This is a genomic window from Mycobacterium shunyiense (assembly GCF_058270075.1).
In genome coordinates this window covers 59,451-82,153 of record NZ_JBZDPU010000023.1, presented here as the reverse complement: position 1 = coordinate 82,153, position 22,703 = coordinate 59,451, and the positions used below count along the sequence as shown (strand labels likewise).

Genomic DNA, 22,703 nt, shown 5'->3' with positions numbered 1-22,703 from the left:
TCAAGGAAGTTCCACTTTGCTTGCGAGCCAACGTCCGTCGATCTTCTTCATGGTCATCCGGATCCTGCTGCGGTCCAGTCGCGGTTGGGGGCTGGCGGAGTTGCTCACCGATTGGTCGACGAAAAGCAGGACCTCGACGGTGTCGGGCGTGGCCGACTTGACGGCCGATTCCAGCACCATGCCGTGTGCCACGGCGTTGTGCTCGGTGAGCAACCTGCGCAGCTGTTCGCTGGACTTCGCGTACTGGTCCTTGAATTCACCGGTCGAGCCGTCAGCTGCCGACCTGAAGTTCTCGTCGAGGCGGGCGCCGTCGATGTTGGTCAGCACGCCGACGAATCGCTGCGCTGCTCCCAGGCCCTCGTGTGCGGCGATGGCGTTGTCCCGCTGCTGCTTCCACTGCCACCCGACGAACGTGGATCCACCGAGGATTGCGATGGCGACCAGGCCGGTGAGTGCCCTGCGCACCGGGCGTGTCGAGCTGCGCGCATCCGGCGCGATGTCTACGTCGGTCTGTTCGGTCATTTGCTCTCCTGTCCCGGTCTAGAGAAGCTCGACCTTGGCGGCGAGCCAACGTCCATCGATGTTCTTCATGGTGAGCTTCATCCGGCTGCGGTCGATTCGGGCATCGGGCAGGGCTGCGTTGGTCACCGTCTGGTCGACCATCAGTAGGACGATGACTTCGTCGGTGGACTTGGACTTGATCGCCGAATCCACCACGGTCCCATGCGCCGTCGCCTTGTTGTCGATGAGAAGCCGTCGCAGCTGAACGCTCGACTGTGTGTACATGTCCTTGAACTCGCCGGTGGCGCCGTCGAGGATGTCGGTGAAGTTCGTGTCGACCCGGTTGCTGTCGATGCTTGTCAGCGTTTCGGCATAGGCCGTCGCCGCCGCCAGTGCCTGGTGGCCCGCCGCGTCGACCTTCCGGTGCTGCCACACCTGGGAGCCCAGCAGTGCCGAGGCCGCTGTGGCGACGACGAGGACGGCCGCGCCTGCGGCGACCGACAGTCGGCCGAGTCGGCTCGTTCCCGGGCCGTCGTCACCGACCGGGGCGATGGTGTCGTCGTCGATCGTTGCCGTCACGGTGTGTTCCTCGTCGAATCTCGGTTCCGGGCAGGCTTTTACCGCACCCGTGTGGCGGACGCCACATTTCGGCAACCCCGGTGAAATCGGCGTTGACAGGGGCTGGCGCCCACCCTACGTTATGTCGATAACGATAACCATTTTCATTAGAGGCCGGCAGTCGAGGCTACGAGGAGGGGTTGGGATGGCCGCTGGAATGCCCATCGGGACGGCCGGTGTCGCCGCGGACACTCGTCAACCGCGACCGAAAGACGGCGAACATCAGCCGGGCTGGTTCGTCAGCCGCCGAGTCGACATCTACTTCGTCTTCGGGCTGGGTGCACTGCTGTCGGCGATCCTGTTCGCAGCGGAGAGTCACAAGGGCGTATTTCTGGTTGGGGCGGTGGCATTTTCGCTCCTGTCAGACCTGCCGCACGTGCTGACCACGACGGTGCGGGTGTGGCTCGATCCCCGGGAGCGATCGCGGTACCGCGTGCACTACCTGCTGAGCTTCGCCGTCGTCGCGACGATCGTCGGAGTGCTCTGGTTCGGTGGCTGGCTGGTGCCGTTGTTGGCAATCTGGGCGTACTGGCAGGTCTTTCACGTCCTCAAGCAGCACTTCGGGATCATGAACATCTACGCATCGAAGAACGGGTACAAGGGACCGCGAAACCGGCTGAAGTACGCGCTGTATGCGACCTGCCTGGCGCCGGTGCTCTACCGGGCGAGCCACGGGCTGCACTTCTCGGAGTACGAGGTGTTCGGCCACAAGTTGCCGTTTTCGAACCTGAGTGTGCCGGTGCCGCCGATTCCCAATGCGCTCATCGTGATCGCTTACGCGGTCGCCGCGGTACTGCTCGCCTTGGCGGTCGCCGAGCAGGTCAGGCTGCGCCGCGACGGGCAGACGACGCTGCCTCCCATGGCGGTGGCCACATTCATCATCGCCGCGCTGTCCTACAACCTGTCCTACCTGCTGGTGTCGGATCTGTTCGCCCTCATCCTGATCGCCACCACCACCCACAGCCTGCAGTACCACCTGATCAACTGGACGCGGAACAACACCCGCTTCGCGGCCTCGCAGGATCCGCGCGAGAAGAAGCTGCTGCTGGCCCGGCTGTCGACGCGTAAGGCACTTCCGCTCTACGTGGCGGGTCTGGCATTGCTGGGCATCCTCGCCGGACAGCTGGACACCGTCATCTTCGCCGTCCCGCTGATGTTCGTGCTGCATCACTTCTACATGGACGGCGCGCTCTGGAAGAGCAAGGGCAATCCGGAACTGGCGTACGACCTGGGAATCGTTCGTGCCAAGTGACCTGAAGACATCGTTGGACGTCCGTGAGGTCACCTCGCCCGCGGACGCCAGACGGTTCGTGGACCTTCCGTGGCACCTCTATCGCGGCGACGCCCGGTGGCGGCCGATGCTGCGCCGGGTCATGCGGACGAAGATGAACGCCACGAAGAACGCGCTGCACCGGGAGGTCGAGCTCGCCAACTTCGTTGCTTACCAGGGCGAAAAGCCGGTCGGTCGTATCTCGGCCAGCATCGACTCCGAGTACGTCAAGCGGTACGGCGACTGTGGGTTCTTCGGGCATTTCGAGAGCACGGCCGATGACGATGTGGCCGGCGCGCTGCTGGAAACCGCGGAGAACTGGGTGCGTCGCCGTGGCATGGACAAGATGATCGGACCCTACAGCTATTCGACGCGGGAGGAGGTGGGGCTGCTCGCCGAGGGCTACGACACCCCGCCAACCCTCATGCAGCCCTACAACCCGCAGCATTATCTGGGACTCGTCGAGTCTGCCGGGTACCAAAAGAAATTCGACAGCGCCTGCTACCGATGGGACACCGGGGCCGGCAGCGCAGTCCAACATCGACTGGTCCGGCGTGCCGACGCGGTGATGGATGCGCAGGGCGCCACCGTGCGGTCCGTTCGGATGGGGGACTTCGACAACGAACTGGAGACTCTCCGGGTCCTGTACAACGATTCCTTCGCTCGCCATCCAGAGAACGTCCCGCTGAGCAAAGCGGTGTTCGCCGGGATGGCCTCCGAGATGCGGCCGTTGATCGACCCCCGTCTCGTCCGGATCGTCGAGGCCGCCGGGACACCGGTCGGTTTCTTGTTGATGCTGCCCGATGTCAACGAGATCGCCGGACAATCCGGCCGACTCACCCCGTCGATGTTGCTGCGCATCGCGGCCAAGCGCGGGGGACGGATCCGCGGCGTCGACACTGCGGTCGTGGTCCTCATCGGTGCGGCGGAAACCCAGTTCGGGGCCGGTATCGGCCGGATCCTGGCGGGCGAGATCGTCCGTGCCAGCACCAGTGGCGGCTATTCGTCCGTGGCGACCACCTGGGTGCACGAGGACAACGTGTGGTCGAATTCCCTGGCCTCGCAGATGAAGACCGAGCCGGACAAACGGCACCGCGTCTACCAGAAGGCGCTGTGATGGCCGGCCGAATCCTGGTCACGGGAGGCGCCGGGTATCTGGGTAGTGCGCTGGTCGCCGAGCTGGTTGGCAATGGTGAGGCGGTCACCGTGATGACCGGACCCGACGACCTTGCGGCCCAACCGGAGGGTTTGGGCCGTGATGTCGAGGTGGTCCGGGCCGATGTCACCGACGAGTCCAGCGTCGACGTAGCCATGCGGGGCATCTCGCAGGTGTACCACCTCGCCGGTATCGCATCGCCGAATTCCCGTCTGGCCCATGCAGTCTGGAACGCCAACGTGCTGGGTACCTATCATGTGGCGCAGAGTGCACTCCGCAACGGAGTCCAGCGCGTCGTACATGTGTCGTCGACCGCGGCCATCGGCTATCCACCCGATGACGTGGTGGCCGATGAGCAGTTCGATGTCCGGGACTCTGTGCTCGACAACGTCTATGCCGCCACCAAACGTACCGGCGAGCGCGTGATGCTCGATTTCGTCGGACGTGGGCTCGACGCCGTGGTGGTCAATCCCGCAGCGGTTTTCGCGCCGGCATCCGGTCCGGCACGATCGTGGCAGGGGCTGTTGATGGCGGCGCGACGCGGTCTGCTGCGCGGAGTGCCGCCGGGCGGGACTGCCGTCTGCTCGGCCCGCGACTTCGTCATCGGAGCCACCGCCGCCATGGTGAAGGGCGCCTCCGGTGAGCGGTACATCCTGTCCAGTGCAAACCTGACCTACCGACGGATCGCGGAGTTGCTGGTCGAAGCCGTTGGGCGAAACCATCGCGTTCGTACCCTGCCCATGGGGCTGCTCCGAGCCGCCGGAGCCGGAAATCGCGTCGTGCGCGACTTGGCCGGCACTGCACGTCACGACGATGCGCTGGTGCCCGAGAACGTCGAGTTGATGGCCCGTCACGTGTACTACACCTCCGGCAAGGCCGAGCGTGAGCTCGGCACTCCGCGAGTGTCCACGTCTGAATTGATCACGGAGTTCACCCGATGACCAGTGATATCCGCCAGACGCCCGTCGGGACGGGTTCCAGGGATGCGCTCGGCATTTCGATGGCAGAGGCTCGGTCGTTGGTGGCCGATCTGGCCGCCCGCCGGCAGTGGATCTACTGGGTTGACCTCTCCGTGTGCGTTCTGGTCGGCTACACCGCATTCTTCATGTGTCCCGCTGACCGACTGGCCTCACCGGTGGCCATCGCTTGCATGGCGATCGCCGCACTGGCGTTCTACCGCGCTGTGTTGTTCGTCCACGAAATCGTCCATGCGCCCGAGGAACTGCGCTGGTTCTCGGTGGCATGGCACATGGTGTGCGGAATTCCCTTGCTGGTACCGCAATTCACCTACGAGTTCCACCAGGATCATCACGGGTCCCGTACTTACGGCACCGCCGAAGATGGTGAGTACGTACCGTATGCGGTCGAGCCGCGTTGGCGGGTGATCGCGCTGCCGTTCACGGCTCTGCTCGGCCCGCTGGTGTTCGTGCTGAGGTTTCTCGTGTTGGCGCCGCTGAGCTGGTTGGTCCCCGGCATCCGCTCCTACGTCCTGAGCCGGGCCTCGGCGCTGATGATCGACGCCGATTTCGTCCGCAAACTGCCCGAGGGCCGGACGCCGCGCTCCTGGCTGGCGCAGGAAGTCGCCTGCTTCACCTACCTCGCCGTGATGCTGGCGCTGCTGGTGGGCGGGATGTACTCACCCAACCGTCTCCTCGAGGCCTACTTGATCGTGGCGGCGGTGCTGTTCGTCAACTGGGTACGGGTGCTGGCGGCACATCGCTACGAGAGCCGCAACGAGCGGATGACGTTTCCCGAACAGATCCTCGATTCCATCGACCATCCGTCGATGCCGATCGTCGGCGAGCTGTGGGCGCCGCTGGGGCTGCGGTTTCATGCCGTGCACCACCTCTTCCCGAAGCTGCCCTATCACCAGCTCGGGAAGGCGCGACGCCGACTGGTCGAGGCGATCCCGCGCGACGGTGGTTTCTGGCAGACCGAGGACCGGTCACTCACCGCATCCCTGAGACGGCTTCTCGCGCATCCACGTACGAAATCGTCACGGCCGGCCGAGGGGGCGTTGTGATGCGGGAGTCGGGTGCGGCGACCTACTCGCGGCGGCTGCCGATCCGGCCGGTCGAAGCGGCCGGATCTCGTCTGCGTGACGCCGACGGCCGCTGGTACGTCGACTGCCTGGCCGCGGCCGGGGCGATGTCGCTTGGCTGGAATCATCCCGTGGTCCGGGAGGCCGTGGCCAAGACCCTCGAATCGGGAGAACCGTGGCAGTCGCTCGACTTTCACACCCCGACCCGGGAGCGATTCGTCGAGGATCTGCTGTCCATCCTGCCGCCCGGACTCGCGCGTGACGGCCGGGTGCACCTGTGCTCGCCGAGCGGAGCCAGCGCGGTGGAGGCAGCGCTGATGCTCTCCGAGATCGCCACGGGCGGACGCGAACACATCGGCGTGCAAGGCGGCTTCCACGGTTGCACCCGGGCTGCGCGGTCGGCCAGCTCGGGCGGCGGATTGCGCAGCCAACCTGTGGTGCTGGCTCCGCGGGCCACCTTCCTGCCGTATCCGCAGGACTACCGGTGCCCGTTCGGCGTCGGTGGGGACGATGGCGTCGAACTCGCGGTGACGGCCGTCGAGAACCTGACCCGGCCCCACTCCGGTGTCACCGCGCCGGCCTCTGTCCTCGCGGAGTTCGTGCTGGGCGAGGGTGGCGTGATCCCCGCGCCATACCGATGGGGTAAGGCGTTGCGGGACACGGCAAGCCGACTGGACGTTCCGCTGATCGCCGACGAGGTGCAGGCGGGGATGTTCCGGACCGGGCCGGCCTGGGCTTTTCAACGCTGCGACATCGAACCGGACATGATGGTGATCTCGAAAGGGCTCGGTTCCGGACTGCCCATCGCGGTGCTGGTGATCCGGGAACGCTATGACGTGTGGGAGTCCGGGGCTTTCACCGGTACGTTCCGCGGCAACGCGATGGCGTTCGCCGCAGCCAGCGCGGTGATCCGGTTCGCTGTCGAGACCCACTTGTCCGGCCGTGTGCAGGCGATGGGCGCTGCCTTCCTCGAAGGGTTGAAATCGGTTGCAGCGCAATCCGAGATCGTAGGCGACGTGCGGGGCGTCGGCCTGATGCTGGCGGCCGAGATCGTCGACCCGATGCTTCCGCGGGAACACGGTGCTGCGGCACCGGACCCGGAACTGGCCCGACAGATACAACTGGCCTGCCTGGAGCACGGCCTGATCGTGGAAACCGGTGGACAGTACGGGAATGTGGTGCGCTTCCTGCCGCCGCTGACCATCGACGAAGCCGACATGTCGGACGCGCTCAATGCATTTGACTCCGCAGTGCGGCTCGTCCAGCGGCAGCGGCCGGCCGACAACATCTTGATGGGGGCCCAGTGACCACCGATCCGAGCCCGTTCGCGGATGACTTTCTCACCCCCGACGGACTGAGCGCGTATCGCGAAGCGCTGACCCTGGCCGCCATCTGGACCGGGACCGAGCTGCGTGATCCAGAGCGGCCGGGGCTGGTGACCGGTTATGCCGAGGTAGGCAGAACTGTCGACGAGTTCAGTCTCGACAATCCGGCGGGAATCGGGCTGTCACGCGCGCTGGGTGAGGCAGCAGGCTTGCTGTCCGGCCGGTCCGCCGTCGTTACCCATCCTGGCTATCTGGCACATCTGCACTGCCCACCGACGCTGTCGTCGCTGGCCGCCGAGATTCTGGTCAGCGCCTTCAACCAGTCGCTGGACTCCTTCGATCAGGCACCCGCGGCCACCGCTGTCGAACAGAAGGTCATCCGTGACCTGTGCGCCACGCTCGGCTACGACGACGGTGCCGACGGCACGTTCACGAGCGGGGGGACCCAGTCCAACCTGCAGGCACTGCTGATGGCCCGAGACGTGTTCACCCGCGACCGGTTCGGATCCGATCTGTCCTCGGGCCTACCGGTCGAGGCGCGCTCCTGGCGCGTGTTGTGCACCCCTCAGACGCACTTTTCGGTGCGGCAGGCACTGCGAATCCTCGGACTGTCGGGAGCTGTCGTCGAGGTACCGACCGACGCGGACGGACGGATGCGCGTCGACGGACTCGTCGACTGCATCGACCGGGCGAATACGGCAGGCACGCCGATCATCGCGCTGGTACTCACAGCCGGCACAACGGACTTCGGTGCGATCGACCCACTGCCGGAGGCGATCGCCGTTGCGCGCGAGCATCGCATCTGGACCCATGTCGACGCCTGCGCGGGTGGTTGCCTGGCGTTCAGCGACACTCATCGTCACCTGCTCCGCGGGATCGAGATGGCCGATTCCGTTGCCGTCGACTTCCACAAGCTGTTGTTCCAGGCCATCAGCTGCAGCGCGCTGTTGGTACGCCGGAGCGACTCCTTCGACATCTTGGCCGATCACGCCGATTACCTGAATCCACTGCAGGATTCGGCTGAAGATGTGGTCAATCTGGTCGGCAAGTCGCTTCAGACGACCCGCCGATTCGACGCGCTGAAGGTGTTCGTGACCTTGCGGGCCCTCGGCAGGCAACGGCTCGGCGAGATGATCGATGCCACCTGCGCGGCAGCGGCTGCGGCCGCAGGCGCGGTGCCGGACCACCCACGGCTGGACCTGGTGGCCCCGGTCGCGACGAACACCGTCGTGGTGCGCTGGCAGCATCCCGACCTGTCCGACGTCGAATGTGACGACGTGAACCAGGAGATCCGGATCGCCCTGGCCGAGTCTGGCCGTGCGGTGATCGGCCGCTCCACCGCGGGTGGCACCCAGGCGCTCAAGCTGACTTTCGTCAACCCCCTCGTCGGTCAACAGACGGCCGCCGACGTGATAGCTGCCATCGCCATGGAGGGCGACCGCATCTTGCGATCCCGCAGAAGGGAATTCACCAACGCATGACTACGAGTCTGCTTCGCGTCGACCGGGTACGTCCGGGCGACGCGAGATTCAACTGGGCGAAGAGCGTGGAATATCGCATCTTCGGGCTGGAGAACGACTACGCGAGCGAGTCGGACATCGAGGCCGGCGAGATGGTGCACTACCGGCCGTGGGAGCGGTCGTCGGAGATCTTCGTGGGGTTCAGCGAGGACGCCGGGAACGAACCGGTCGCAGTGCTGCGGGGGCTGCGGGTGGATGCCGCACTCGGATTGGACAGCTTCAGCACGCTGCGCGACGGTCGCAACATCCTGTACCCGCAGTGGAATTCGTTCTTCGAAGACATCGCACCCGAACGGATCGCCGAGTTGGCCACCCAGGGAGTACGCAAGAAGCACCGAAGGGTCGGCATGATCGAGCAGATCTGGCAGGCGTTCTTCGGCGGACTGGCAGCCGACGGTGTCGACTACGTCACGGTGGCGCTCGTGGTGCCGCTGTTCGAGTGGTACAGCCAGCTGTTGCCGACACGCATCCACCAGATCGGCGAGATCATGCCCGACTACATCGGAGCCGACAGCGTTCCGGCCGTCGTCGACATCAGCGGTTCGTTCGTCGCGGATGCCGCCAGAGACCTTTCCCCGTCAAGCAATTAGAGGAACCGACATGCGATCCATTCACACGCAAGAACACGTCTTCCGCAAGGTCAGCGAGATCGACTGCCCCGTGGATCAGGTGTGGGAGCGCGTCACCACCCAGGAGGGCATCAACGATGAGATGGGCCCCTATCTCAAGATGACGATGCCGCGTCAGTTCAGGGGGCGCTCGATCGCCGACGTCACGCCGGGCACCCGTATCGGCAAGAGCTTTCTGCTGCTGTTCGGCATCGTGCCGTTCGGGTTCGACGACATCACGATCGCCAGGATCGATTCGGGCCGGATGTTCCGTGAAGAGTCGATCATGACCGGGATGCGCATCTGGGTGCATCACCGGACCCTCGAGCCCGCGGGGAACAAGACGATCGTCACCGACGAGATCACTCTCGCGCCGCAGGCCCCGATGGGTCTGATCCCGGGTTGGGGCAAGGTGATGAGCCGGGTGCTGTCTGCGTTCTTCGGCCACCGGCATCGCAGGTTGAACCGGACGCTCGCCGGGGCGGGCGCAGCCCGGTGAACAGATTCGTGACGGCTGCCGGTGCCTGTGTGCTCGGGTCCGGCCTGTTGGCCGGGTGTGCCTCGGTGAACGAAGAGGCCGGGCGGCCCGTTGGCCACGCCTACGCCTTGCTGAAGTATCCCGATGCCGCGGGCGAACCGGCCGCCGAACCGCGCCCCGATTCGCCCTTCGGGACCTATCCACTGGAGATTTCGGGTTCGGTGACCTACCTCGACGAGACCACGTCGCTGCCCACCTCCGGGGTGCTGACCATCGGTCCCGGCCCGCGACGCGACGAGTTGCAGGTCGAGCAGTACTACACCGGCGACCGGTTCCCGTACGAGACCGGGATGGTGTCGAAGGCTGCCAACGGAGCCGGCACGCTCGACGCGATCACGATCGTCAACCCGCTCGATTCCCGCGTCTCGCTGCAATGCGCGGTGGACGGTGGAATCGACCTGGGAGACGCCGGTGAACCCCGTGAGCTCACCGGCTCGTGCGGTGGCGGCGCCACGGTTACCGGCAGCGTGCGTTCGGAGGGAACCCGGAAAGCCACCTGGCGTGGCAAGCCTGTCGAACTGGTCCGGACCGTGGTCGATCTCAACGTGACAGGTGTGAGCACCGGGACCATCCATCAGGTCAACGAGACGCCCAAGGGCGGCAGCTTTCCGCTCTACACCGCCCTCGACGTGGACCTCACCGCGCAGGGGATCCACCTGACCGAAGAGCTGGAACGCCACGTCCTTCCCAGAGTCGGAGATTGAACGACCCATGCCTGAAGACAACCAAGACGATTCGTCGCCGGCGTTGCTCGCCGACGACGTCACCAAGTCGTATCCGGGTGCCGCGACCAGTGCGGTCGCCGGGCTCAGTCTGACCGTGCCCCGCGGGGTGGTCTACTGCCTGCTCGGACGGAACGGCGCGGGCAAGACCACGACCATCCGCATGGCCACGACGCTGCTCGCACCGACGAGCGGCCGGCTGGAGGTGCTGGGTATCCCGGTGGCCGACACCGATGCGCTCCGGCCGCTGATCGGCGTGGCACTGCAGGAGGTGGCGCTCGACCTCTGGATGTCGCCGGTCGAGCAGATCCGGATGAGCCTGGCGATGGCCGGCTGGCCGAAAGGCCAACGGCAGCAACGGGAAGATGAGCTGGTCGAGCAATTCGGCCTCGGCAAGTACCTCACCCGCAAGGTCGGCGCCCTGTCGGGTGGTATGCGCCGCCGGGTCGACGTGGCACTGGCAGTGGCACACGACCCGAAGATGCTGTTCCTCGACGAGCCGTCCAGCGGCCTCGACATCGAGGGCAAGCAAGAGGTGTGGAACGCCATCCGATCCCTGCGCTCGCAAGGCCGCACGGTCGTGCTGACCACCCACGACATGGACGAGGCGGTCTCACTGGCCGACGAAGTCGGAATCATCAAGGACGGCACATTGGTCGCATCCGGATCGACCCAGGAATTCACCAGAAGCCACGGATTCGTCGCGGCCATCTCGTCGGAGGCGGCGATACCCGAGGACTCGGTGCGGGCATTGGCCGCCACCGGCTATGCGGTCGAACGCACCACGGACACCGGGCTGACGACCGCACTCGACTCGGCGTCGGCTTCGGCGCTCGGCAAGCTCAGCGCCGCATTGGAACGAATCGGACTGGGCGAGGCCGACATCGAAGTGCGGTCGACCTCGCTGCGCGACGCGTTTCTGGAGGCCACCCGATGAAATCGTTGTCCAACACGCTGCGACTGTTCCGCCGCTATGTCGTGGTGGGCCTGCGGCAGCCGGTCTTCGGGTTCATCTTCCCGATCGTCTTTCCGGTGGTCCTGGTGATCTTCGTGCGCTCGATGTTCCAGCGGGTCGCCGATCTGCCCGGGTTTCCGCTGTCGTCCTACACCGCCTACATCGCGCCCGGCCTCATCATGCTGATCCCGATGCTCGGGGCGGGCTACGGCGCGGGCACCCTGATCGACGAAATTCGGTCCGGTTTCACCGATCGACTCCGTCTCTACGGAGTGTCGACCGGCCAGATCATGGCGGCCAAGTTCGGTTTCGAGATGTTCCGGATCCTGCCCGCGGCGGTCATCGTGATCACCCTGCTGGCCCTGCTCGATGCCCCGCTGCGGGCCGGGATCCTCACCGGCGCACTGCTTGTCGTGCTGATGTTCCTGTGGTCGGCGGCCTACAGCTCGTTGTTCTACCTGGTGGCGCTGCGCACACTCAACCCGCAGGCGCCGGTGGCGATGCTGCCGCTGGCGCTGCCGGTGTTGTTCATCAGCCAGGCCCTCATGCCCTCGGTGTTCCTGTCGGACTGGCTGCGGTTCAGTATCAACCTCAACCCGTTCTCCCACATTGTGGCGGCCGCGTCGACCATCATGTACGGCGAGTTCGATGTCGGCACCGTCGTCACGGGATGCCTTGTCGCCGTTGGCATGTTCGCCCTCCTTCAAATACCCATTCACATGGTGATTCGCCGCAAGATCGGAAAGTAAGGTAGCCAGGCCGTGTCAGAAGTACGCGAATTCCTCATCGAGTTCATCACCGACGAACTCGAACTGCCCGCCGAAGAAGTCAACGATTTCTCCGAGCTCGTCGGAGATCTCGGGTTCGACTCGTTGTCCTTCGCACTCGGGGTTTTCGAGATCAAGAACCGATTCGGTGTCGTGCTCGACAAGGACGATGTGTTCGAGTGCAAGACCGTCGGCGCCCTCGTCGAGCTGGTGGAGAACCGCAGGCTCGCCGGCTCCGGTGCGATGAGCGCGGCGGGCAACCCGCCGGGACAGCCGTGAACTCCGTCCTGTCCAGACTGCAGATCGGGGCCGCGGTCACTTCCCGGGGCCTCACCACGGCACCGGTCGACGCCGACGGACGATCTCGGCTCGACCAGCTGACGACGGCAACCTGGGCGCAGGTGCATCAGACCGGCTGCAACATCGCCGGAGGGCTGCAGCGCGCCGGGGTGCTCCCCGGGGACGCCGTGGCCGTATTGGCCGGCGCGCCAGGCGAGATCGCCCCGCTGGTGCAGGGCATCTGGATGTCCGGTGCTGCCGTGACGATGCTGCATCATCCGACCCACCGCACCGAGATCGCGGAGTGGGCGGCCGACTTGAAGCCGACGCTGTCGGCGATCGGCGCCTCCACCGTGGTGGTCGGCAGCCCGTTCCTTTCGGCCGCCCAGGCGCTGTCCGCCGCCGGGGTGCGTACTGTGTTGCTGCCCGATGTGCTCGACGGACCCCCGGGGCGCATCGAGGACTCGGACGAGGATGCGATCGCCTTCCAGCAGTTGACCTCCGGATCGACCGGCCGTCCCAAGGCCGTCGCCATCAGCTACCGCAACATCGAGGCCAACCTGGTCGGGATGGCCGCAGCTTCAGCCGCCGACGCCGAAGCCGATGTCGTGGTGAGCTGGCTGCCGCTCTTTCACGACATGGGAATGATGGGCTTTCTGATCACACCGATGTGTCTGGGCATCGACACCGTCAAGGTCACCCCGGTCGACTTTCTCGGCGATCCGCTGCTGTGGGCCGAGCTGATCACCAGGTATGGCGGGACCATGACGGCCGCACCCAATTTCGCCTACTCCGTGCTCGCCCGGCGGCTCGGGAAGGCTGCCGACGGTGCTTACGATCTGTCGACGTTGCGGTTTGCGCTCAGTGGCGCCGAGGCAATCGATGTGGCGACCCTCGACCGGTTGACCACCGCTGCGGCCCGCTTCGGCTTGCGCGAGCACGCCATCGTGCCGGCCTATGGGATGGCCGAGGCGACGCTGGGGGTGTCGTTCGTCCGCCCGGGCGACGAGTACCGGGTTTGCGGGCAACGGGTGGCGCTCGGACCGCCGCTGCCGGGCTGTGAGATCCGCGTGGTGGGTGAGGACGGTTCGGTGGTGGAATCGCCTGCGATCGGCGAATTGGAGATCCGCGGCGACAATGTGACCCGCGGATACCGCACCGCCGACGGCATCGAGGCCGCCACCGATTCCCACGGATGGTTCCGCACCGGGGACATCGGTTACGTGACCGATGACGGACAACCGGTGATCTGCGGCCGCAAGAAGGACATTTTGATCATCTCCGGCCGCAACGTCCATCCCGAGGACATCGAACGAAGCGTGGCCGGGGTGCGCGGGGTGCGCTCGGGAGGCGTTGCCGCGGTCCGACTTTCCACCGCGGCGGCCGGTGAGGGCTTCTCGATGGTGGCCGAGTCGGCCCTGCACTCCGACAGCGCCGAGACCGCGCGGATCCGTGGCGAGATCGCCGATCGGATCTATCGGCAACTCGGGATCAGCCCGCGGGAAGTGCACGTCGTCCCGACCGGGTGGCTGCCGAAGACGTCGTCGGGCAAGTTGCGTCGGTTGGAGACCACTGCGCGGCTGGCCAGATGACAGTGCGGGACACCAGTTCCCGTGTTGTCCAGGTGGGTGCGGGGTACCTGCGGCGTCATCCGGTAGCCGCGATGGCCACCGTCGGCGAGCAGGTGGTACTCGGGTTGGTGACGATCCGGTTCTGCGTCACCGACCTGGTGACCGGGCGATTTCAGTGGGCCGAGTTCGTTCGGCAGGCGGCGTTCATGGCCGGCGCAGCCGTCATGCCGACGATCCTGGTGGCGCTGCCGATCGGGGTCACCTTGTCAATCCAGTTCGCGCTGTTGGCAGGTCAGGTCGGCGCGACCTCGCTCGCCGGCGCGGCCAGCGGACTGGCCGTCGTTCGGCAGGCCGCCTCGTTGGTCGCCGCGCTGCTGCTGGCAGCGGCGGTGGGGGCCGCGATGACAGCGGATCTGGGTTGCCGGACCATGCGCGAGGAGACGGCCGCGATGGAGGTGATGGGCGTTTCCGTGGTCCGCAGGCTGGTCGTGCCCCGCTTCGCAGCCGCGATCGTGATCGGCGTCGCGCTGACCGGGGTGGTGTGCTTCGTCGGCTTTCTGTCGAGCTACCTGTTCAACGTCTACGTACAGGGCGGTGCACCAGGCAGTTTCATCGCCACGTTCGCGTCGTTCGCCACCACGGGAGACATGCTGCTCGCGTTGTTCAAGTCGGCGGTGTACGGCGCGATCGTCGCGGTGGTGTCCTGCCAGAAGGGGCTCGCCGCCAGTCAGGGCCCGGCCGGCGTGGCCAACGCCGTCAACGCGGCCGTCGTGGAATCGGTTCTGGTGTTGATGACGGTCAACGTCGCGGTGAGCCAGCTCTACACCATGCTCTTCCCACGGACGGGATTGTGAGATGACCCAGCCCGTGATGACGAGGCCGGTGGCGCGGTTCGGCCACTTCGTCGCGTTCTCCGCCCACGCTCTCAATGGCGCGCCGCTGGCTCTGCGCCGGTATCGGCGCGAGTTTCTCCGGTTGGTCTCCGACGTCACCTGGGGCAACGGTTCCATCGTGGTGGGCGGCGGCACCGCCGGAGTGATCCTCGTCCTCGGCATCACCACCGGGGCCCTGATCGCGGTCGAGGGGTACGACTTTCTGAACCTGCTCGGACTCGGTCCGGCGACCGGGATCATCTCGTCGCTGGTCACGACCAGGGAACTAGCCCCGATCATGGCGGCCCTGGCGTTCGCGGTTCAGGCGGGCTGCAGGTTCACCACACAGATCGGCTCGATGCGGATCTCCGAAGAGATCGACGCGATGAACTCGCTTGCGATCAGGCCGATCCCGTACCTCGTCACCACCCGGCTGCTGGCGTCGGTGGTCGCGATCATTCCGCTGTACGCGGCGTGCCTGGGTATCTGCTACCTGTCGTGCCAGATCATGGTGGGCCTCATCAGCGGCGGATCGCTCGGACCCTACCTGCACTACTTCACCTTGCTGATCAGCGGACCCGACATCGTGTACTCCGTCGTGAAGGCTGTTGTGTTCGTCTGGATCGCGGCAACGGTGCAGTGCTACTACGGCTTCTGTGCCGGCGGCGGCCCAGAGGGGGTCGGTATCGCGGCTGGGCATGCCATGCGGGCGAGCATCACGGTGGTGATCATCGTCAACATGCTGCTGACGATGGCGCTGTGGAGCGTGAATTCCGGTGCAAGGCTGGGTGGTTGACCGTGGCGATCATGGTGGATCTGGACGGAAACCACCTCACCGGCAGGCAGTTGATCCGGCGTGGCACGGCGGCGCTCGTCGTCGTCGGGGTGGTGGCGTCGGTGTTGCTGGTGAAATCGACCGGGCTGTTCGACCGCAACGTGCACGTGGTGGCTGAACTGCGTCACATCGGCGACGGCCTGCCGGCCCGAGCGGATGTGAAGTTCCGCGGCGTCCTCGTGGGGGCAGTGGAAAGCGTCACGCCCGGGACCGGCGAACGGCCCAACCAAGTTTTCATCCGGCTGGATCCGACCTATGCGCAGGGCATTCCGGCCGGCGTGGCGGCGCGGGTGGTGCCGAGCAACGCCTTCGCCGTGTCGTCACTGCAGCTGGTCGAGACGGCGAGCGGCGCGTCGGGACCGATCCACGATGGCGGGCAGATCGCCGAGGACACCGCGCTGCCGACAGTGCTGTTCCAGACCACCATCACCAAACTGCACGACATCCTTGCGGCAGCGGGGCGCGGACGTGAGGACCACACCATCGGTGTTCTCGCCGCTGTGGGGGCGGCCACCAACAACCGCCGTGGCGAACTGCTGACATCGGCTGCCGAACTCAATCGTCTGATCGACGAGCTGAATGCCGTCGTCGCCACAGATGAAGGGCCGTCGACGATTTCGGCGCTGTCCGCCGCGGCTCGCGGTCTGTCGGCAACGGCTCCCGACCTCGTCGAGGCGCTGCACGAGGCGGTCGGGCCGATGCAGACCCTCGTCGAGCAACGCCGTAGTCTCAAAGATTTCCTGGCGGCGGCTGCGCACACCACCGATACCACCGTGAAGTCACTGGACAATCAGACCGACCGGCTGGTCCACATCACCACCGATTTGACGCCGGTGCTCGGTGTTCTGGCGCAGAATGCCCAGCATTTCGTGCCGATCAGTCAGCGGATGACCAGGTTCTCCGACACTTTCTTTGCGGAGGTCTGGGATTCCGAACTCGACACCGCCCGTGGACGGGTGAACCTGTCATTCACGCCGTCCTACACCTATACCCGCGCCGACTGTCCGCGATACGGAGCGTTGGTGGGGCCGAGCTGCCTCACCGCCCCCGAGGTGCCCGTGCGCGCCGATCTCCCCGAAGTCCTGCTGCCGCAGAATTATCGGCCGCCACCGGATCTGGCGCCGCCGCCGGGCACCGCCATCGGGGAGAACGGCAACCTGGTCGCGGTGGGACCACCGCTGTTGGCCCCACAGGCACCGCCGGTGGATCCATTTCCGCCTCTCCCTCCGGGTATCTCTCCGGCACCGCCGGTGCCCGGTAGTGCGGCACCCGCCTCGTTCGGCGGCAACGTCGGCCCGGTCGGCAGCGGTCTCGAGCGCGACCGGTTGGGCGAGATCACCGGCGAGCCCGCCACGGTGGCCACGCAACTCATCCTCGGTCCCCTCGCGCGGGGAACGGTCGTCACGCGAACCCAGACCGCAGCCGAACCCAAGCCGTAGGAGAACATTCGATGTCCAGTTTTGCCTTGAGCGGCGAGTCGGTACGACGCCGTGGGCCGCTGCTGGGGCTGTGCCTGTTCCTGGTGGTGGCCACCGTGTTGACGTGGCTGGTCTATGTCACGCTGCGGCGCGACGTCAGCGGACCGGCCTCGTCCTACTCGGCGGTGTTCACCGACGTCTTCGGATTGCGTGAGGGCGACGACGTGCGCGTGGCCGGTGTCCGGGTCGGCCGCGTACAGGCGATCGAGTTGCAGGGAACCCTGGCGAAGGTGTCGTTCATCGTGCAGGACGGCCACGGGCTCACCACAGGTACCGTCGCATCGGTCAACTACCAGAACATCGTCGGGCAGCGGTATCTCGCGTTGGACCGCGGTCGTGAAGGTCCGGTCATCGGGCTCCCGGGCGGAGCGGTGATCGGGGTCGATCGCACCGAGCCGTCCTTCGACATCGGCACCCTGCTCAACGGCTATGAGCCCCTGTTCGCCGTGCTGGACCCCGACCAGGTGAACAACCTGACCAACGCAGTCGTCGGATCGTTGCAGGGAGACACCGCCGCGATTACGCGGTTGGTCGACCAGACATCGGTTCTCACTGAGACTTTCGTAGGCGAAGACCGGGCCCTGGATCGCGTGATCGCCGGGATGGACGGTGTTGTGGGTAATTTGTCCGGTCAGAACGACCAATTCGAACGCACCATCACTGCGGCGCGGAATGCGGTGGCAGCCTTCGACGACCGCCGCGAACCCCTGGTGTCGTCCCTGGGCGCTACGACGGCGGCGGCCGGCAATCTGTCGCGGATCGCGCAAGACGTGCAACCGACCATCCGGGGCATGCTCAACCGCGAGCCCGGCTACACCCGCCACATGCTCGACATCGAACCGCAGATCGCCTACACGGGGCTCAACACGCCGCTGCTGTTGAAGGGACTGTCACGGGTGTTCGGCGAGGGGGCCTACATGAACGCCTATGCGTGTGACGTCAATGCCTACGGATTCTTCCCGGGGCTCAACGACGTCGTGCCGATCATCGTCGATGCTGCGACACCGGGCGGCACCGCCAAGCACACTCCCAAGTGCAGGAGCATGGCCAATGGCTGACCAGGTGTCCAGGAAGGCCTGGCTCGGATTGCTGGCCGTGCTCACGGTGGGGGGCCTGATCGCGGCGATGCTGCTGGTCAAGGAGGCCGGCATCGGGTATCAGCGCTATACAGCGAAATTCCTTCAGGCGGCGGCGTTGCGCCCCGACGACATCGTGGCGGTCGCGGGCATCCCGGTGGGCACAGTCGCCGCCGTGCGCCTCGCCGGGGACCACGTCGAGGCCGAGATCCGCGTCCGCGACGACGTTCCGGTGGGCCGCGACACCCGCGCTGCGATCAAGGTGACCACGCTGTTCGGGTCTCGTTATCTGGACCTGCGGCCGGGTGGGGACGGGGTGCCCGCGGACCGAACCATCGATCTGGCCCACACCGAGGTTCCCTACGATCTACAAGCCGCCCTTGCTGATTCGACCAGAACCTTCGAGCAAGTCGACGCGGATCGCATCGCTGAGTCCCTCGATGTGCTGAGCCGGCAACTGGACGGATTGCCTTCGGTGGTGCCCCAGGCGATGGACAACGTGCGCGCCCTCTCATCGGTGATCGCGCAACGACGCGACCAGCTGGGCAGTCTTCTGACCAACACCGAACACGTCACCAGCATGCTGCGACGGCAGCAGTCCGAGATCGGCAACTTCGTTCGGCAGGGGCAGGAACTGGTGGGCGACTTCGTGGCGCGGTCGGCAGCATTCCACGCCCTGATGCAGTCTCTTCGGTCCGTGTTGAACTCACTGCACACCATTGCCGTGCACGACCGCGCCGCGGTCGACGATGTGCTGTCGACGATGCAACAGCTGAGTGAGAAATTCGCGCAGCAGGATGCCCTTTTCCGAAACCTGTTGCAGATCGCACCGGTTCCGATCCGCCAGATCGCGAATGCCACCGGCTTCGGCAACGCCATCGAGACCAACGCCCCGGCCGGTGCCCTCATCGATTCCTGGATGTGCGCCATCAGCGGCCGGGCCGAACAGTTCGGGATGATCCCATACCTCAAGGACTGCAAATGATCGGCAGACACAAGCGCCTGGTGCAGGCCGCCGCGACGATCACCGTGTTGGTGATCGCCGCCGCAGTGGGCTGGCACCTGTTCGGCCACCGCAACCGCAGCATCACCGTCACCGCGCAGTTCGACAGCGCGGCCGGCCTCTATGTGGGAAACGTGGTGGCGGTACTGGGAATTCCGGTAGGTGAGGTCACCAGGGTGACGCCGAAGGGCAGCTATGCCGAGGTCGCCTTCACCGTCGACGAGACGGTCGCGATACCGGCGGACGTCGAGGCGGTGACCCTGTCCACCTCGATTCTCACCGACCGCCAGATCGAGCTGTCACCCCCGTACCGCGGGGGAACCACGTTGCGCGATGGCGACACCATCGGCTTGCATCGCACGAAGACCCCGGTGGAATTCGACCGGGTGCTCGGGATGCTCGACAAGCTGGCGACATCGTTGCGGGGCGACGGGGCAGGAGGCGGGCCCGTGGCCGACCTGCAGAACGCGGGTGACGGAGTGATCGCCGGGAACGGTGACCAGATCCGCGGGGCCTTGGACGAACTGTCGCGTGCACTGCGGTTGAGTTCCTACGGCGGAACCCGCACCCGCCAACAGGTGACCACCATCATCACCAACCTCAGTTCCCTGCTTGATGCCGCGGCGGGCAACGACGCGAAGCTACGTGAATTCGGTTCCGTGGTACGCCAACTCAGCGAGATCCTGGCAGCGGAAGACTTCGGTTCGGGCACCACCGGCAAGCAACTCAACGATGTCGTCGAGCAGACCGGACAGATCCTGACGGCAAATCGCGACCTGATCAAGCAGGGAATCGCCAATGGCGACACCAGCATGCAGACACTGAATGACCGCCAGCGCGAACTCGCGGAGTTCTTCGACGTGCTTCCCCTGATGGCCGACAACCTCTACAACGCGATCGACCAGCGCAACGGTGCGATCCGCGCCCACTTCCTGGCCGACCGCATGGTGTTCGACGGCCAGATGGCCAAGGAGGTCTGCAACATGATGGGTCTGCGCCAGCTCGGGTGCAGCACCGGCACCCTGCAGGACTACGGCCCCGATTTCGGGCTGACCAACATGCTCGACGGCCTCGCGGCGATGGGGCAGAAATGATTGTGCTACAGGGATATCTGCGCCGAACGCTGGGGCTGCTGTCGGCCGTGCTACTGACCGCGGGGTGCGCCACGAACGGTCTGGCCGACCTGCCATTGCCCGCCCCGGGTCTCGGATCCGGCGGTTACCGGCTGACCGTGGTGTTCACCAACGCGCTCAATCTGCCCGAGCACGCCAAGGTCAAGCTCGCCGGTGCCGACATCGGTCAGGTCGAGGACATGACCGCCCGCGACTTCACCGCGGTGACCACCTTGCGGATCAGCGACGATGTTCAGCTACCGGTGGGCAGCACAGCAGAACTCCGCTCGGCCACACCGCTGGGCGATGTGTTCGTCTCGATAATTCCGCCCCGTACAGCCACGGCCGGGACGAGTCCGCTGCGAGACGGTGATCGCATCGGCCTCGACTCCACCACGGCCGCGGCGACGGTCGAGTCGGTGCTGAGCTCGGCGGCGGTCCTCGTCAACGGGGGTGCCGTCCACAACCTGACCAACATCGTCAACGGCATGGGCAAGGCCGCCGGGCCTGACGGGCGGGCCTTCGGCGACCTGGTGGCCAAGTCGAACCGACTACTCGGCACAGTGAATGCCCGCTCGGCACAACTCGATTCCGCGATGACCGAGACGACACGACTGGCCGAGCTGCTGCAGACCAAGAATCAAGAAGTCAGCGATCTCCTGCAGGCCGCGGCGCCGGCCACCGAGACACTGGCCGACAACACCGGCCAGGTGACCGACCTCGTCCTCACCCTCGGTGACATCTCGCAGAACCTGGCCAAGTTCCCGTCCATCGCGGGAACGGACACCAGCGGCCGCAGCGTGATCGCCGACGCGGACGCGATCGCGCGCGCATTCAACGACGTCGTCGTGGACCCGCAAACCAGCCTGGCCTCACTGAACCGGCTGTACGCGCCGTTCGTCAAGATGACCGCGGGTACGTCGATGGCGGGCGCGGCCGGGATCGACCGGCTCGTCCTCGGATCCATCCCGGACGCCGGGTTCTCGGGGGATCCCGGATTCCACGGACCCAAACGGGCCGATTGGCACCAGCTCGTCGGATCCCTGAAATTCGTGCTCTGGCGGTTGCAGGAGCGGGTGGTCGGTCGAGGACCTCAACCGTGAGCGGAACCCGGCGTAGTGCCTGGGCGGCTCTGACGGCGCTGGCGCTCACGCTCGTCGTGTCGGTCTATTACCTGATGACCGGCGTGCTGCAGGTACGGCCACTGGGCGCGACATACCAGGTGACGGTTCAACTTTCGGAGTCCGGGGGGCTGTTGCCCAACCAGGATGTGACGATGCGCGGAGTGCGGGTGGGGAAGGTCGAGCACCTCGCGTTCACCCCGGACGGTGTCGAGGCGGTCCTGCGCGTTGCCGACGATGTGCAGATACCGGCATCGAGCTCGGTCCGGGTCTCGGCGCTGTCGGCGGCCGGCGAACAGTACGTCGACTTCGCCGCGACATCCGAGGACGGGCCGTATTTGGCAGACGGCGCGGTGATCTCCCGCGCCCGCACCGCCGTGCCGGTCCCGATGGCCGAGCTGCTGGCCCATGCGGACGGGGTTCTGGCGCAGGTGGATCCGCAGAAGCTGGAGCGGGTCAAGGCCGAGCTGAGCGTGAGCGGCGCCGGGCCGGAGAAACTCTCTGCGATCGTCGACGGCGGCATGTTCCTGCTGTCGACGCTGGATTCGGTGCTGCCCGAAACGGTGGACATCATCCGCAGCAGCCGGGTCGTGCTGTCTTCGGCGGTGGATGTCAACAGCGGGATCGCCGCCACGGCAACCAATCTGCGCCACACGATGGCCGGAGTCGCCGGGATGCAGGACGGCTACCGGGAGCTCCTCGGTGGGTCCCCGGCGACGCTGGGCGCGATCGACGGTCTGTTCACCGACAACTCGGACACCATGGTGCAGTTGCTGGGAAATCTGGCCACGGTGGCGCGGCTGTCCTATGTCCGGGTTCCGGCCCTCGATGCGCTCTTCCCCGACTATCGGGGTTCCGCGCTGGAGGCCTTCATCAGCACGATGCACGAACACGGACTGTGGGTGACCGCCGACATCTATCCGCGTTACGCCTGTGATTACGGAACGCCCCGTCGGCCTCCCTCGGCCGCCGACTATCCGGAGCCGAATCTGTACACGTACTGCCACGATGACGACCCGAGCCTGCTGGTTCGCGGTGCGCGTAATGCTCCGCGGCCTGCCGGCGACGACACGGCGGGTCCTCCGGCGGGGGCGGACCTGGCGACCACGGCCGATCCGACGCCGCCGGGCCGCTACACCATCCCGACGCCCTACGGCGGACCCACGCTGCCCATCGAGCCGCCCCGCTGATCGTCCGGGCGGGTCGGCTTGGTCGGTGACGTAACGGGCCACCACTCGGCGATCACGACGATCAACCGCAGGAGCCGGACGAACCAGGTCATTGCGGCGACTTTGAGCTGGTCGCGGACGCGGGAAAACCGGAGCATATGGAAAT

The 22,703-nt window shown here is 66.0% G+C and carries 24 protein-coding genes; 21 read left to right on the top strand and 3 right to left on the bottom strand.

Annotated elements, in window-relative coordinates; genetic code table 11:
• Together AC4ELH_RS25075 and AC4ELH_RS25070 are read right to left on the bottom strand one after the other, a co-directional pair.
• Positions 1–522: an Rv1363c family protein gene (locus AC4ELH_RS25075; RefSeq protein WP_498887438.1), complete on the bottom strand. Its 522-nt coding sequence runs from the start codon at positions 520–522 to the stop codon at positions 1–3.
• An 18-nt stretch (positions 523–540) separates the two neighbouring features.
• Entirely contained in the window at positions 541–1,080 is a 540-nt protein-coding gene (locus tag AC4ELH_RS25070; RefSeq protein ID WP_498887436.1) for an Rv1363c family protein, read from the bottom strand.
• Between the two features lie 196 nt (positions 1,081–1,276).
• Here AC4ELH_RS25070 and AC4ELH_RS25065 point away from each other — a divergent pair, with 196 nt between their 5' ends.
• Genes AC4ELH_RS25065 through AC4ELH_RS24965 form a run of 21 tightly spaced genes read left to right on the top strand, consistent with a single transcriptional unit; the run spans position 1,277 to position 22,558 of the window.
• The gene (locus tag AC4ELH_RS25065; protein WP_498887614.1) at positions 1,277–2,371 is read left to right on the top strand and encodes a hypothetical protein; all 1,095 of its coding nucleotides are present in this window, start codon (positions 1,277–1,279) and stop codon (positions 2,369–2,371) included.
• Between the two features lie 13 nt (positions 2,372–2,384).
• Positions 2,385–3,506 carry an N-acetyltransferase gene (locus tag AC4ELH_RS25060; protein ID WP_498887613.1) on the top strand — a complete coding sequence of 374 codons (1,122 nt, stop codon included), beginning with the start codon at positions 2,385–2,387 and terminating at the stop codon, positions 3,504–3,506.
• The gene (locus AC4ELH_RS25055; RefSeq protein WP_498887433.1) at positions 3,506–4,486 is read left to right on the top strand and encodes an SDR family NAD(P)-dependent oxidoreductase; all 981 of its coding nucleotides are present in this window, start codon (positions 3,506–3,508) and stop codon (positions 4,484–4,486) included. The genes AC4ELH_RS25060 and AC4ELH_RS25055 overlap by 1 nt, the downstream gene beginning before the upstream one ends.
• Entirely contained in the window at positions 4,483–5,568 is a 1,086-nt protein-coding gene (locus tag AC4ELH_RS25050; RefSeq protein WP_498887431.1) for a fatty acid desaturase family protein, read from the top strand. The genes AC4ELH_RS25055 and AC4ELH_RS25050 overlap by 4 nt, the downstream gene beginning before the upstream one ends.
• A complete protein-coding gene (locus AC4ELH_RS25045; protein ID WP_498887429.1) occupies positions 5,568–6,893 on the top strand; it encodes an aminotransferase class III-fold pyridoxal phosphate-dependent enzyme in 1,326 nt (441 codons plus the stop codon). The genes AC4ELH_RS25050 and AC4ELH_RS25045 overlap by 1 nt, the downstream gene beginning before the upstream one ends.
• The gene (locus tag AC4ELH_RS25040) at positions 6,890–8,392 is read left to right on the top strand and encodes a pyridoxal phosphate-dependent decarboxylase family protein (protein ID WP_498887426.1); all 1,503 of its coding nucleotides are present in this window, start codon (positions 6,890–6,892) and stop codon (positions 8,390–8,392) included. The genes AC4ELH_RS25045 and AC4ELH_RS25040 overlap by 4 nt, the downstream gene beginning before the upstream one ends.
• Entirely contained in the window at positions 8,389–9,021 is a 633-nt protein-coding gene (locus AC4ELH_RS25035) for a hypothetical protein (protein WP_064958108.1), read from the top strand. The genes AC4ELH_RS25040 and AC4ELH_RS25035 overlap by 4 nt, the downstream gene beginning before the upstream one ends.
• A 10-nt stretch (positions 9,022–9,031) precedes the next feature.
• A complete protein-coding gene (locus tag AC4ELH_RS25030) occupies positions 9,032–9,538 on the top strand; it encodes an Rv1443c family protein (RefSeq protein WP_448445484.1) in 507 nt (168 codons plus the stop codon).
• An 8-nt stretch (positions 9,539–9,546) separates the two neighbouring features.
• Complete coding sequence (locus tag AC4ELH_RS25025) at positions 9,547–10,281, top strand: hypothetical protein (RefSeq protein ID WP_448445486.1); 735 nt, start codon at positions 9,547–9,549, stop codon at positions 10,279–10,281.
• 7 nt (positions 10,282–10,288) lie between these two features.
• Positions 10,289–11,236 carry an ABC transporter ATP-binding protein gene (locus tag AC4ELH_RS25020; protein ID WP_498887423.1) on the top strand — a complete coding sequence of 316 codons (948 nt, stop codon included), beginning with the start codon at positions 10,289–10,291 and terminating at the stop codon, positions 11,234–11,236.
• Positions 11,233–12,003: an ABC transporter permease gene (locus tag AC4ELH_RS25015; protein WP_064958106.1), complete on the top strand. Its 771-nt coding sequence runs from the start codon at positions 11,233–11,235 to the stop codon at positions 12,001–12,003. The genes AC4ELH_RS25020 and AC4ELH_RS25015 overlap by 4 nt, the downstream gene beginning before the upstream one ends.
• A gap of 12 nt (positions 12,004–12,015) precedes the next feature.
• Positions 12,016–12,300 carry an acyl carrier protein gene (locus AC4ELH_RS25010; protein ID WP_498887420.1) on the top strand — a complete coding sequence of 95 codons (285 nt, stop codon included), beginning with the start codon at positions 12,016–12,018 and terminating at the stop codon, positions 12,298–12,300.
• Entirely contained in the window at positions 12,297–13,892 is a 1,596-nt protein-coding gene (locus AC4ELH_RS25005; RefSeq protein ID WP_498887419.1) for a fatty acyl-AMP ligase, read from the top strand. Before AC4ELH_RS25010 ends, AC4ELH_RS25005 begins: the two co-directional genes overlap by 4 nt.
• The gene (locus tag AC4ELH_RS25000; protein ID WP_498887417.1) at positions 13,889–14,725 is read left to right on the top strand and encodes an MlaE family ABC transporter permease; all 837 of its coding nucleotides are present in this window, start codon (positions 13,889–13,891) and stop codon (positions 14,723–14,725) included. Before AC4ELH_RS25005 ends, AC4ELH_RS25000 begins: the two co-directional genes overlap by 4 nt.
• A 1-nt stretch (position 14,726) precedes the next feature.
• Entirely contained in the window at positions 14,727–15,539 is an 813-nt protein-coding gene (locus tag AC4ELH_RS24995) for an MlaE family ABC transporter permease (RefSeq protein ID WP_498887414.1), read from the top strand.
• A gap of 11 nt (positions 15,540–15,550) precedes the next feature.
• Positions 15,551–17,017 carry an MCE family protein gene (locus AC4ELH_RS24990; RefSeq protein ID WP_448445664.1) on the top strand — a complete coding sequence of 489 codons (1,467 nt, stop codon included), beginning with the start codon at positions 15,551–15,553 and terminating at the stop codon, positions 17,015–17,017.
• Between the two features lie 11 nt (positions 17,018–17,028).
• The gene (locus AC4ELH_RS24985) at positions 17,029–18,114 is read left to right on the top strand and encodes an MCE family protein (protein ID WP_498887412.1); all 1,086 of its coding nucleotides are present in this window, start codon (positions 17,029–17,031) and stop codon (positions 18,112–18,114) included.
• Positions 18,107–19,117: an MlaD family protein gene (locus AC4ELH_RS24980; protein WP_448445499.1), complete on the top strand. Its 1,011-nt coding sequence runs from the start codon at positions 18,107–18,109 to the stop codon at positions 19,115–19,117. Before AC4ELH_RS24985 ends, AC4ELH_RS24980 begins: the two co-directional genes overlap by 8 nt.
• Complete coding sequence (locus AC4ELH_RS24975) at positions 19,114–20,229, top strand: MCE family protein (RefSeq protein ID WP_498887410.1); 1,116 nt, start codon at positions 19,114–19,116, stop codon at positions 20,227–20,229. Before AC4ELH_RS24980 ends, AC4ELH_RS24975 begins: the two co-directional genes overlap by 4 nt.
• Positions 20,226–21,350, top strand: coding sequence for an MlaD family protein (locus tag AC4ELH_RS24970; protein ID WP_498887408.1), 1,125 nt, complete (start codon positions 20,226–20,228; stop codon positions 21,348–21,350). Before AC4ELH_RS24975 ends, AC4ELH_RS24970 begins: the two co-directional genes overlap by 4 nt.
• Positions 21,347–22,558, top strand: a complete 1,212-nt coding sequence (locus tag AC4ELH_RS24965; RefSeq protein ID WP_064883833.1) for an MlaD family protein — start codon at positions 21,347–21,349, stop codon at positions 22,556–22,558. The genes AC4ELH_RS24970 and AC4ELH_RS24965 overlap by 4 nt, the downstream gene beginning before the upstream one ends.
• Here AC4ELH_RS24965 and AC4ELH_RS24960 read toward each other — a convergent pair.
• Positions 22,519–22,695: a hypothetical protein gene (locus AC4ELH_RS24960; protein WP_448445507.1), complete on the bottom strand. Its 177-nt coding sequence runs from the start codon at positions 22,693–22,695 to the stop codon at positions 22,519–22,521. The genes AC4ELH_RS24965 and AC4ELH_RS24960 overlap by 40 nt on opposite strands.
• Between the last annotated feature and the right edge of the window lie 8 nt (positions 22,696–22,703).